Genomic DNA, 11884 nt, shown 5'->3' on the forward strand with positions numbered 1-11884 from the left:
ATCTCTTTGGTTTTGATAGCAACCATTTCATACCTTTCTGTCCCACTTTATACTTTTATGTCTTAGTCGGCTTTGGTCTCCTATTATGCGCAAACCCAATCTCTCAAATATCAAACAAGCCAAAGTCCTAGCCCCTGCCAAAGACTTGGCGACGTTAGAAGCTGAGCTTGCTGAGCAAGAAAACAGCCTAGAAGTCAGTTTAGAAGACACGGTGCTGCGTTTAAGTGACTACTTGTCGGCGGTAGAGATGGTGGTAAAAGAAACCTTTAACCATCGCGTGTGGGTGAAGGCTGAGATTCGCAACTTATCGAGCAAAGGTGGGCATTATTATTTTGAGTTGGCCGAAAAAGATGACGATGGTAAGGTCGTGGCCAGCTGCCGCGGCAACCTCTGGCGCTTTAAGGCCGCCCGCGTTTTGGCGAAGTTTGAGCGCGCAACGGGCATGCCGCTTGAGCGCGATCTGACTGTACTGCTCAAAGTATCGGCAGGTTTTCATGCGCAGTATGGCTTTTCGCTCACGATCGAGGATATCGATCCAAGCTACACGTTAGGCGATTTGGCGCGGCAGTATGCTGAGATGGTCGACCGCTTAACGGGCGAAGGACTCCTGCACCTCAATCAGCAGCTACCGACACCGTTTGATATCGAGCATGTGCTGGTCATCGCCCCCGAAAAAGCCGCAGGATTGGGCGACTTTCAGGCCGATGCAGACCGCTTAGCCAGTACCGGTGCTTGTCAGTTTCATTACCATCATGCCACCTTTCAGGGTAATCATGCGCCAAGCGAGATTCGTCAAGCCATCGTCAGCGCTCAGCAGCAATTCCAAGATACCTATAAGCGTTTGCCAGATTTATTAGTAATTATCCGCGGCGGCGGTGCGGTGGGCGATTTGGCTTACTTAAATGACTATGAGCTGGCAGCATTGGTGGCTGAGCAGCCTATTCCTGTGTGGGTCGGCATCGGTCATGAGCGGGATAAAGTCATTCTAGATGAGGTGGCGCATACTAGCTTTGATACGCCATCAAAAGTCATCGCAGCGATTATCAGTCATCTGGCTCAGCTCATTACCCAAACGCTGCAATACCAAGCACAAATCAAACAAGCGGCCACACAGCAGCTCACGATGGCTGAGCAAAAAACGTCACGACAATTGAGCCATATCCAATCGCACACCATCGGTCAGCTGACCGCACTGCGAAAAGACAGTGATTATGCGTGGCGTAGCATTCAGCAAAGCGCCCAGCGCCAAGTTAAGCAAGCCGCCAGACTCACCAGCAATCTGCGCGCGCAGACTCAATCCTTGGCTTATCAGCAATTAGCAGCCGCTTCTACTTATAGTCAAAACTACCAAAAAACAGTGATACAAACCGCCCAGCTGCGCGTCATACAAGCGCAGCGTAACAGCGAGCATCTGCGTGACATTGTCCTGTTACACCGTCCTTCTCGTGTGCTCAAGCAAGGCTATACCATGCTCACTGATGCCAAAGACAAACACATTCTGACCAGCAGCACGCAGCTTTATCCTGAGCAAAACATTCATATCGTCTTAAAAGATGGTAAAGCACAGGCACAGATTGTTGAGATTAAAGACAATCACAAGAGGACAGAATCTGCTAATACGCTAACCGAATCAGACAACAACGTTTAAAAACTAATTACTTAAACCCTATTATCTACCAAAACCATTACCAGAGCTTAGGAAAACCTTATGACTACCCCGACTCGCCGACGCAAAAAAGCCGCCCCAAAAACCTTTAAGGCGGCTTACGATATTTTAAAAACCAATGCCGAGCAGCTACAGCAGCAAGATGAACCCGATATCGACAACCTTATGACCACGGTCGAAGAGTCAATCGCGGCGTATCGTGTCTGCGAAACCCGCATCAATGCCGTACAGCAAGCGCTAGATGCGGCGTTTGCTGAAGAAGGTCGCACAGAGAGTAGTGATCAAAACAGCAACCGCTAGTGGCGCTTTATTATGGCGTATCCACCTCAAACACTTGGCGAAGATAGGCAAGATAGGTGTCATTATTAATCATGGTCTTGCCTGGGCTGTCAGACAATTTTGCCACAGGCTGACCGTTACACTCGACCAGCTTTAGCACGATATTGATTGGGGTGATGCCCATGTCATTGGTCAAGTTGGTGCCGATGCCAAAGCTGGTTTTGATACGGTCTTTAAAATACTGATGCAGCTCCCACGCTTTGTCCAAATCCAAACCATCACTAAAAGTCAAAATCTTAGTCTTAGGGTTTATCTTGAGCTTTTTATAATGCGCGATGGCCTTGTCACCCCACACATAGGGGTCGCCGCTGTCGTGACGCAAGCCATCAAACAGCTTGGCAAAATACAAGTCAAAATCACGCAAAAACGCATCCATACCGACGACATCTGTCAGCGCGATTCCTAAGTCGCCGCGATACTCATGGACCCACGCTTCCAGCGCCGCTTTTTGTGAATCGCGCAAACGCACATCCAATGCCTGAAATGCCTGCATAAACTCGTGCGCCATCGTACCGATCGGCGTCATTCCCAGTTTTTTTGCTAGATAAACGTTTGAGGTGCCGCCAACTATCTTTGGGGCAGCCTTGTGTAGGATCTCCACCACATGCGCTTGCCAAGATTTGCTAAAGCGGCGACGCGTACCAAAATCAGCCACGATAAAAGGCGGTGTATCGGGGCTATAGCTGCTTTGTTCGGCTGCATAATGATGCAGTAGCTCAACTTTGGCGTCTAGCCGGCGCTGGCCTTCTGCCAAGACTTGAGCGTCTGATAAGGCACTAAAATACAATTCATTGACAATGGCCAAAACAAACACTTCAAAAAACATTGCCTGTATCATCGGTCCTTCGATATCGATGCACAGTCTGTCTTTTTCATCGGTGCTGACAGTGATAAAACGGCGCTTGAGCTTAAACAGCTCGAGATAATCGACGAAGTCTGAACGAATAAAGCGCAAACCGCGCAGATATTCTAATTCATCTTCCGAAAACCGTAACTCGCACAGACTATCTAGTTGCTGCTCTAGAGCGTCTTTGATATCGGCTAAGGGATAGACAGTATCCTTATTATTGCGGCAACGAAAGCGATAAACCCCATGCGTCTGTGGAAACTGATGCAGCATGGCTTGGAGCATGGTGAATTTGTACAAATCGTTATCAAGTAACGAGGTAATAATAGGTGCATAGGTAACGGTCATACTATGGCCTTAAAAACACAAAAATAAAAAATAACGTCACCTAATACTCAAAGCGACACAGTATATAATATGATAAATAACCAGATATGGCGCACAAACAGCACGTTTGCAGCGCGCATTCATCAGTCGTCAGTCGTCAAGTATAACGAAATTTGCTGCTTTTTTCAGAGTTCCTGCTTTCTTGGTACTTTTATTAAGGCGTGCCGCTCCAAAAATCTTACTCAAACCTAGCCAGTATTGACTATTAGATAGGTTTAACGTTTTCTTTCTGCTTCATTGTCACGCGCTATTTCTCATTTGAGATTTAGACTGACCACGACTCCACAGACTTTTTTAATTGGCGATGGAACTCACCGTCCAATAAACAGGATTATGCAGCTGTTAAAATAACAGTCGCGTTATTTAAAATATTGATGCTGGCGTTGAGGTCACGGTCATGAGAAACCTGACAGTTAGGGCACAACCACTCACGCATTTTCAATGTTAGCTCATCTTTACCAAGGATATGATTGCAGTTTGAACAGGTTTTTGAGCTTGGGTAGAAGGGTCCGACTGATTTCACAACCTTGCCTTGCTCAGTGGCTTTGTAGATAAGCTGTCGCTTAAACTCAAAGAAACCCAAGTCACTGATAGCTCTTGATAGCCGCCTGTTCTTAACCATACCTTTGACATTCAAATCCTCAATCGCAATCACATCGAACTCATTAACCAGACTTGTTGTGATTTGATGGAGAGAATCTTGCCTAATACACCTGATCTTATAGTGCAAACGAGAGAGCTTGGTTTTCGCTTTTTCTCTGTTTTTACTGCCTTTTTTAGTGCGACTGAGCGCTTTGTTTAGCGTTCTTAGTTTTTTAAGGTTTGCTTGAAGTGGTTTTGGCGCTTTAATTTTAGTGCCGTCTGATAAAACCAGTAAGTCGGTAATACCAAGATCAACACCAACGCTTTTACCTGTCTTTTTAGTAGGAATTACAGCTTTTTGTATTTCAACAGCCACACTAACAAACCACTTACCGCCACGTTTAGAGATGGTGGCTGACATGATCTTGCCGTCAAAACGTAAAGCTTCTTTTAAGCGAACCCAGCCCAAGTTTGGGATACGAATGGATTTACCTTTAATGGCAAATTGGTCGTTGGATAAACTGAATCTATCGTCACGGCCTTTTTTACGAGCGGTTGGGTATTTCGCTAAGCCTTTAAAGAAGTTGTTATAAGCATCACCCAACTGCATGATTGCCGCCTGCGGAGCGCATTTGGTCACTTCCAGCATATAGGGGAATAATTCACGCTTAATGGCGTTCAATTCGCGTCTGAGCTTCGCCTGTGAGGGCTTGTTTAGATTTTTAGTATCAACCTCAACGCCTGCGGCCAAACACGCATCACGGTACGCTTTGTCAAGCGCATACTGCCGCTGCCACTCATGCAAAGCCCAGTTGTAGGCTTTTCTCGCCACGCCACAAGCACGAGCAAGGTGATTTGCCTGTACGTTGTTTGGCTTGAGTTCGATAATGTGTCCACGGATCATAATGCTTTTTTAACCGCCTCTATTAATTGTTGGTTTTTCTTGCTGCGAGAGCCGTATAGCCTCGCTGAAAATACGGTGATAATCTCCAATACATCTTGGGCTAATTCTTGCTCAAAACTCAACTCTTCACCTTGATTGATTATTACCACTTCAACGTCACGAGCCTCACACAACATGAAAACCAGTTCTGCACCAAATCGTAAAAGCCTGTCTTTATGGGTAATTACCAGCCGTTCAACTTTATTGCTCAGTATGTCATCAAGCAGGTTTTTTAAGCCTTTCTTTTTATAATCCATTCCACTACCAAGATCGGTAATCGTCTCAAAAGTCCAGCCTTGCCTGGCACAATAAAGTTCCAAAACTTGAGACTGGAGAAGTAAGTCGTCTTTTTGATCACGACTCGACACACGAGCATAAGCAATGGTTTTTCGGTCTAATTTAGGTGGTGTATTCAAGGAATGCGGTCTGATTTCACTTAAATCATATCGCCTATGTCCGTTTTCGGTTCGCTTGGCGACTAACGTACCATCCTCATCCCAACGTCTTAATGTGGATTGAGCAACCCCGAAATGTTTGGCAGCCTCCCCAATACTAACCAGTTTCCCCATAACTTGCTCTCTATATTATAGATATAATCTATCTATTATAGTAATAAATAGGTAGGTTTGTATATGTTTTATTTAACTGTTTGCAACCCTAGAGATAAACTGACCACTCTCCCATGTCAGCGCGCCAAATTTGACAGATGATTGGCAGGCCGCCGAGGCTGCCACGGGCAGGAGTAATGTACTCATACAGAGTAAACTTAACGCAATCCATTGGCGCATGCTCAGTCCTATTGATGATGGGTGCCGCTCGCCTATACCTACACGTAAGTATGAACGAATCTCTTGCGTCAGTAGCACGCATGAGCGATTGGTTTAAATGATAGGTTGCCGTTGTTTAGAGGTACTACAAAGTGTAGCGACTTCTCACAGAGATGACAAATGCTTATTGGTGTAATGGACATTTTTCATGCTGGCGTATGGTCTAACGCTATATACTGTCTATATTTGCAAGGAATCAACGCCATGAATCAAAAAACTGCCCTTTTTGTCGTGATAAACACACCAAGAAGAATGGACGCAAGCTTGGCAAACAGCAGTATCAATGTCTCGCTTGCAGACGGCAGTTTTTAGGTGGAAAAAGACTCAATAACCAGACCCTTTGGACCGAATACACCCAAGGGAAACAGACCTACAAACAACTGGCTGACAAGTATAGCTGTAGTCTTAAAACCATTCAAAGACGCTTAGACAAAGTCAGTACCCAGTATCAAGTTAAACGACCGAATACTGCTAACATCATCATGGATACCACTTACTTCGGTCGTAAGTTCGGTTTAATGGTTTTTATGGACAATACCACTAAAGCCGTTCTTTACTACGCGATAGTCAGTCATGAAACCAACAGTGCCTACAAGCAAGAAATTGATCATCTAGCATCGTTAGGCGTTGATGTACAAAGCATTACCTGTGATGGTAGACGAGGACTGCGTACGTTATTTACCTACACCCCTTGCCAGATGTGCCAGTTCCATCAGGTACAAATAGTAACTCGCTATCTCACTCGTCGACCTAAGAACAGTGCCAGTATCGAGCTTAGACGGCTCACTTTAGACTTAACTAAGCTTGATAAAGCTGACTTCATAGAGCACTTAGATTATTGGTTGTTAACTCATGAAGACTATCTTAATGAGCGTAGTACCAATGACGATAACAGTAGAACGTGGTACACGCATAAGCGTCTTAGAAGTGCTTATCGCAGCCTCAGAACCAATAGCGATTGGCTATTCACTTATCAAGAATATGGGCATTTAGATATACCAAATACCACCAATTCTCTTGAAGGGTTATTCAGTGAGTTAAAGCGACAATTACACAGTCATCACGGTCTAAGTGAGCAGCGTAAGTTACAGTTTATTAAAGACTTTTTAGGGTCAAAGTCACTCAAATAGCATGAATTATGTCCATTAGCGACTACCTTCTACTTTTTAGCATGAATTTTGTCCATTACACCTGCTTATTGTTCACCACCCATGCGCGGCCTACCGCTATTTGGCCAAAAAAAAGCACCTACCTAGGTAGATGCATAAGTATGCTTAAAACGTGTCGCCATAAGGCTATATTAGGCATGGCTACACTGAGCATGATTATATCGGACACAGTGACTTACAAGGCAACTGTGTTTGAGTGCTACTTTAAAAATAGAGCCATGGCTTTTTTAAACAGTCCACCATAAGGCGGTAGTAGTAAATTCATGCCGTTGAGCTTGGCCTGTACAAACACAGGCTTCATGTGACTAAGACGCTCAAATCCTGCCTTACCATGATAAGCACCGGTGCCCGAATCACCAACGCCGCCAAAGGGTAAGTCGTGCTGCGCCACGTGCATGAGGACCTCGTTGACACACAGACCACCTGAAACCGTACGATTACGCACTTGCTCTATATCGCCTTGATGTTCGCCAAATACATACAAAGCCAGCGGACGCGGGCGCGAATTGACCAAGTGAATGGCATCATCTAGCGTTTCGTAGTGTATCAAAGGCAAAATCGGCGCAAAAATCTCATTGTCCATGACCTCACTGTCTAACGCAGGCTCCCGAACGATCACAGGCGGCATCAGGCGTGTTTCGCTGTTGGCCTCAATCGAGGTCAGCGCATACACCTGCTCGCTTGGTAGCGCGTTCAAATAGCCTTTTACGCGCTCAAACTGCGCGCCATTGATGATGCGCGAGTAGTCAGGATTGTGCTCAATATCAGGATAGTGCTTATCCATCCAGTCTTTTGCCGCTTGGATAAATGACTCATGATAACGACGGGGAATCAGCACATAATCAGGGGCGATACAGGTTTGACCAGCATTTAGTGTCTTGCCCATCATCACGCGATTGACCGCCGATTCCAAATTGGCATCATCCAAGACGATCACCGGCGACTTACCACCCAGCTCTAACGTCACTGGCGTCAGATTGGGGGCGGCGGCGGCCATGACTTTTTTGCCGACTGCTGTCGAGCCAGTATACAGCAGATGATCAAACGGCAGCTCACTAAAAGCCACCGCGATATCGACTTCTCCCAGCACCACACATATCATGTCGGAGGAAAAATAACGAGCCACAGCATCGGCGAACGTCTGCGCAAACTTTGGTGCCGCCTCACTCATTTTAATCATGATTCTATTGCCAGCAGCGAGCGCATCTATCATCGGGCCTACGGCCAAAAACAGCGGATAGTTCCAAGGCACCATGATGCCGACCACCCCTAACGGCTGCGGCTGGATTTCGTTGTGGGCTGGCATATACAGTGTCGAGATCGGCGCACGCTGAGGCTTCATCCATTTTTTGCCGTGTTTTTTGGCATGACTAATCCCTGTAAAACTCGGGAACAACTCAGCAAACTGCGTCTCAGACTCACTACGATAGCCAAAGTCAGCGCTGATGGCACTGGCAAAGCTGGCTTGGTTGTCGCTGAGCATCATCTCAAGGTTATCCAGCTGCGTCTCACGCGTGGCCCAGTCGTTTATCGGCTGCGTACGGCTCAGCGCTTGTAGATGCTCAAATTGCGCTCGCATCTCTTCGGCGGTTTGTGCGATACTAGAGGCTTGGTGCGGCATATGCTCATTGATATTTTGGGTATTGTCTGTCATGTCTCTTCCTTGTTATATGCGTTGGGACTGATATACTTTTTTGGGCGAGCGGCGCTGTATTTTTAGCGCACATCCTGCCTGTCTTCGTTTTTAGCAGACCCAACCAAAATCCGTCATAAAAAACAGTCGTAAAATTGTATCCCTTACGCTTTTAGACACTCCGACGGGCACTTTAATGTAGCGCATCGACTGAGCAATGAATAGCATTTTAAACTGACTAGTGCGTTTTTTAATAGAGCAAAAGTCATCGCTTACGCCGCGGCCAAACTTTTTAATTTCCAAATTTTTATTTGGGCGGTATCTAATAAGCAGATAAGTTTGGGCGACACTGCCAAAAACTGCTACACTTTAGGCAACTGACCTACTTGGACGTGTCCTCATTTTAAAAATGGCAATAAAAATGAGATGAATTGCCGCCAAACACTGTAGGGCGTGTTGAATATTCAACACGTCCTAATCAAACAACGAAAATAGCCCAGATAATATCGAGATATTCATTAGCTATTTGATACTGTTTGGTGAAATTTAGCCATTTTTAACTCATTTAGATGGCTATCTATTGAAGAGGACACGCCCTTGCCTTCATACCTTTTGCCAATTCTATATATCTACCATACGTTGTGACTGCCATGCAAAACGCCATACAACCCCTGAGTGACACGCTGATCAGTAAGTCTTTGTCCGCGGCCGATTATGTCCCTACCTTGGATGCGATGCTCGCGCGCACGCTGACACGTATTGAGTTAAAAAAAACCAAACAGCAGCGCACGCCCGATGAGCTGTGGATCGTCGATCACAATGATGTCTATACCTTAGGACAAGCGGGTAAAGAAGAGCACATTTTGCAGCGTACAGACACCCCAGTTATCAAAACCGATCGCGGTGGTCAAGTGACTTGGCATGGTCATGGGCAATTGGTGCTGTATTGGTTATTTGATTTAGAGAGCTTGGGCTGGAGTGTGCGCAATTTAGTCTCACACGCTGAGCAAGCCATCGAAGATGTGATCAATGACTGCTTACAAAGCCATACAGCTGGTGATACGCGCATTCGTGCCCAAGCGCGCCGCGATGCGCCAGGCGTCTATCTCTATGCCGATACCAGCGCAGAGCATGACGACAGCCCTACCGATCAAGGCATTGTATCGACTGAGATCCAGCCATCGTCCATCATGTTAGGTAAAATGGCGTCATTAGGCTTTAAGATTAAGCATGGTTTTAGTTACCACGGTATCGCTATTAATTTAACTTGTGATTTATCCGCGTTTAATGCCATCAACCCATGTGGCTATGCTGGCATGCAAATGCTTAGGCTGGCTGATTTTATCAACATGGCATCCTCCCTAAAGACACAAAGCGCAGGGCAAGCCCGCGAATCCTTGAGCTATGAGAGCGTCACACAAAAACTCATCGACAATATCGCTCAGCGCCATGCAGGACAGATAGCACTGCGCGCGTTGGCGCCCAAACCAAGTCGCTAAAGCTTGTGGCCTTTGAGTCTTTTTTTGCATAATATCTTGCACGCTTAGACTTAAATATTTTGAGAAAAATTGTCGCAAACTTGCTATAATCGCTGGCGGTACAGACAGCTGTCACACCTATATGACAGCTCAGCTCAACCTTTGAGCTTTTCTTATTGTATTTAGACATTTAAAACAAAAGCAAATCGGAGTATTTTATGGCAGATTTTAATAAAATTTTGGACGCAGGCGACGTAGACGGCGGCATCATCAACGTGGTAGTAGAAATCCCTACCGGTAGCAGCCATAAAATCGAATGGAACCGCGAATTGGCCGTGTTTGAGCTGGATCGTATCGATCCACAAATCTTTGCCAAGCCTTGTAACTACGGCTTTATCCCGCAAACGCTAGACGAAGATGGCGACGAGTTGGATGCGCTGATCATCACAGAGCAGCCACTGCCGACTGGTGTTTTCTTAAAAGCCAAAGTCATCGGCGTGATGAAGTTTGTGGATGATGGCGAAGTCGATGACAAAATCGTCGTCGTACCAGCGGATGACCGTGATACCGGCAATGCATACAACAGCTTAGAAGACCTACCTAAACAGCTGATCAACCAGCTACAGTTCCACTTCAGCCACTATAAAGACCTGAAAAAAGCGGGCACCACTGTGGTTGAATCATGGGGCGACGTGGCTGAAGCCAAAGAAGTTATCAAAGAGTCTATCCAGCGCTGGAAAGACCTATAAGCCGCCTTAGACCCAGATAATCTCACTGCGATATACCGCTGTCATAACAATGATGGCGGTATTTTTTTGTTTATCCACTGCTCAAATGCCGCTCACCGCTTGAATGGTGCTTGGTTAAAATGGTTATAATAACTCATGCTTACAAGCTATATGCTTATCGACAATAAGGAACACCATGTTTAACCCCGACCCAAGCTCAAAGCCAGTCAATCCAAAACTGCCAAAAGATGTGATCATGATGGTTGAAAAAAACAACCTCGTCATGGCCATCAAGACATTGGCGCAAGATGAAAATATCAGTATGGATGAAGCCAAGGTGCGAATAGACGCTTATGAAACCGCGTTAAAAGTAAAGCAGCAACAAAAACTCAATACCATCGCAAACAAACAAGGCATCTCTAATCATGCCATTAGCTTTGATCGAGAGCAAGAAACAAAAGAAGAGCTAGAATCTGGCAAACTGATCAAAACACGCGTCAAAACCACCAAGCAGACTCAAAGTTTTAAAGACCTACAACAAGGGGTTGATAGCCAGCTAAATAACTTGGGATACAAAAAACCCTTAATGCCATATTGGACAAAACGTTTATTGCTGATTGTGGTGATTATGGCAGGATTGTTTTGGATATTATGGCGAGTGTTTGGTTAAGGCGAGATCGCGGGTTTTATTGGGATATATCCTTTACCAGCTGCGCTTAACAAAATACGTGGTAGTACAAACGCTAACAAATTCTTACCTTCAGCCCCGTGAAAACAAAAAAACTGTCTGGTATTTTGGCTTGTTATAGTGAGTTCAGTATAAAAACGATACCGCAGGACTGGGATGAATTTTACGCAAGGTTTGATCTTAACGGCAATAAGGATATTAAAATGAAAACATCTATAGCGGAAAAATCGCTTAAAAATAAATTATGGATAGTATGTTGGGTGAGTCTCTTGGGTCTTGGTGCTTGCAGCAATGAGACCCAAAAGCCAGATGATAACAATAATAATATAGAATCTAGCGAAATGACGCCTGTGCAAACAGCGAGCGAAGAGAAAGACCAGGCTCCTACTCCTAACTCTACAGAAGATGAGGAAGGTGCGGGAGGTACAGCCTACTATTCTAGCAGTGGCAGTGTAGAAAATGACCAAAAAGCTGATGATACGGTGACGGTCAATGAAAACAACCCCAACTTAGATAAGGCATCCGCAGATGGGGTGCAATAAGTAAGGATCAAGCCTCTGTAGGGAGCCTTTCTGCACTCCCTACTGAGCGCTTATA

Annotated in this window: 11 protein-coding genes; 7 read left to right on the forward strand and 4 right to left on the reverse strand. The window is 45.5% G+C overall.

Features of this window, described 5'->3' with window-relative positions:
- Nucleotides 1-85 precede the first annotated feature (85 nt).
- Both xseA and xseB read left to right on the forward strand, forming a co-directional pair.
- Nucleotides 86-1648, forward strand: a complete 1563-nt coding sequence (gene xseA, locus C6W44_RS12635; RefSeq protein ID WP_105246135.1) for an exodeoxyribonuclease VII large subunit — start codon at nucleotides 86-88, stop codon at nucleotides 1646-1648.
- 60 nt (nucleotides 1649-1708) lie between these two features.
- Nucleotides 1709-1966, forward strand: coding sequence for an exodeoxyribonuclease VII small subunit (gene xseB / locus C6W44_RS12640; protein WP_105246137.1), 258 nt, complete (start codon nucleotides 1709-1711; stop codon nucleotides 1964-1966).
- A 10-nt stretch (nucleotides 1967-1976) separates the two neighbouring features.
- Here xseB and pncB read toward each other — a convergent pair whose 3' ends face one another.
- From pncB to C6W44_RS12655, 3 genes are all read right to left on the reverse strand, one after another.
- Entirely contained in the window at nucleotides 1977-3200 is a 1224-nt protein-coding gene (gene pncB, locus C6W44_RS12645) for a nicotinate phosphoribosyltransferase (protein ID WP_105246139.1), read from the reverse strand.
- A gap of 370 nt (nucleotides 3201-3570) precedes the next feature.
- Nucleotides 3571-4725: an RNA-guided endonuclease InsQ/TnpB family protein gene (locus tag C6W44_RS12650; protein ID WP_093071385.1), complete on the reverse strand. Its 1155-nt coding sequence runs from the start codon at nucleotides 4723-4725 to the stop codon at nucleotides 3571-3573.
- The gene (locus C6W44_RS12655; RefSeq protein WP_105246141.1) at nucleotides 4722-5333 is read right to left on the reverse strand and encodes an IS607 family transposase; all 612 of its coding nucleotides are present in this window, start codon (nucleotides 5331-5333) and stop codon (nucleotides 4722-4724) included. The genes C6W44_RS12650 and C6W44_RS12655 overlap by 4 nt, the downstream gene beginning before the upstream one ends.
- A 785-nt stretch (nucleotides 5334-6118) precedes the next feature.
- On the opposite strand from C6W44_RS12655, the gene C6W44_RS12665 reads away from it, so the two are divergent.
- Complete coding sequence (locus C6W44_RS12665) at nucleotides 6119-6721, forward strand: hypothetical protein (protein WP_227526443.1); 603 nt, start codon at nucleotides 6119-6121, stop codon at nucleotides 6719-6721.
- A 238-nt stretch (nucleotides 6722-6959) separates the two neighbouring features.
- Here the strand turns inward: C6W44_RS12665 and C6W44_RS12670 are convergent, their stop codons facing one another.
- Nucleotides 6960-8414, reverse strand: coding sequence for a coniferyl aldehyde dehydrogenase (locus C6W44_RS12670; protein WP_105246148.1), 1455 nt, complete (start codon nucleotides 8412-8414; stop codon nucleotides 6960-6962).
- A gap of 629 nt (nucleotides 8415-9043) precedes the next feature.
- Between C6W44_RS12670 and lipB the strand changes: the two genes are divergently transcribed.
- The 4 genes from lipB (at nucleotide 9044) to C6W44_RS12690 (ending at nucleotide 11829) form a co-directional block, all read left to right on the forward strand.
- Nucleotides 9044-9892, forward strand: a complete 849-nt coding sequence (lipB, locus tag C6W44_RS12675) for a lipoyl(octanoyl) transferase LipB (RefSeq protein WP_105246150.1) — start codon at nucleotides 9044-9046, stop codon at nucleotides 9890-9892.
- Nucleotides 9893-10089: 197 nt separating this feature from the next.
- A complete protein-coding gene (locus tag C6W44_RS12680; protein WP_105246152.1) occupies nucleotides 10090-10620 on the forward strand; it encodes an inorganic diphosphatase in 531 nt (176 codons plus the stop codon).
- A gap of 175 nt (nucleotides 10621-10795) precedes the next feature.
- Nucleotides 10796-11269 (forward strand): hypothetical protein, encoded by a 474-nt coding sequence (locus tag C6W44_RS12685; protein ID WP_105246154.1) that lies wholly within the window; start codon nucleotides 10796-10798, stop codon nucleotides 11267-11269.
- A 98-nt stretch (nucleotides 11270-11367) separates the two neighbouring features.
- Entirely contained in the window at nucleotides 11368-11829 is a 462-nt protein-coding gene (locus tag C6W44_RS12690; RefSeq protein WP_227526444.1) for a hypothetical protein, read from the forward strand.
- Nucleotides 11830-11884 lie beyond the last annotated feature (55 nt).

It is taken from the genome of Psychrobacter sp. Marseille-P5312 (genome assembly GCF_900291405.1).
Classification (GTDB): Bacteria; Pseudomonadota; Gammaproteobacteria; order Pseudomonadales; family Moraxellaceae; genus Psychrobacter; species Psychrobacter celer.

Excerpts from the sequence above, each read along its gene's own strand:
- xseA (WP_105246135.1), top strand. The coding sequence starts at position 86 with ATGCGCAAACCCAATCTCTCAAATATCAAACAAGCCAAAGTCCTAGCC.
- xseB (WP_105246137.1), top strand. The coding sequence starts at position 1,709 with ATGACTACCCCGACTCGCCGACGCAAAAAAGCCGCCCCAAAAACCTTT.
- pncB (WP_105246139.1), bottom strand. The coding sequence starts at position 3,200 with ATGACCGTTACCTATGCACCTATTATTACCTCGTTACTTGATAACGAT.
- C6W44_RS12650 (WP_093071385.1), bottom strand. The coding sequence starts at position 4,725 with ATGATCCGTGGACACATTATCGAACTCAAGCCAAACAACGTACAGGCA.
- C6W44_RS12655 (WP_105246141.1), bottom strand. The coding sequence starts at position 5,333 with ATGGGGAAACTGGTTAGTATTGGGGAGGCTGCCAAACATTTCGGGGTT.
- C6W44_RS12665 (WP_227526443.1), top strand. The coding sequence starts at position 6,119 with ATGGACAATACCACTAAAGCCGTTCTTTACTACGCGATAGTCAGTCAT.
- C6W44_RS12670 (WP_105246148.1), bottom strand. The coding sequence starts at position 8,414 with ATGACAGACAATACCCAAAATATCAATGAGCATATGCCGCACCAAGCC.
- lipB (WP_105246150.1), top strand. The coding sequence starts at position 9,044 with ATGCAAAACGCCATACAACCCCTGAGTGACACGCTGATCAGTAAGTCT.
- C6W44_RS12680 (WP_105246152.1), top strand. The coding sequence starts at position 10,090 with ATGGCAGATTTTAATAAAATTTTGGACGCAGGCGACGTAGACGGCGGC.
- C6W44_RS12685 (WP_105246154.1), top strand. The coding sequence starts at position 10,796 with ATGTTTAACCCCGACCCAAGCTCAAAGCCAGTCAATCCAAAACTGCCA.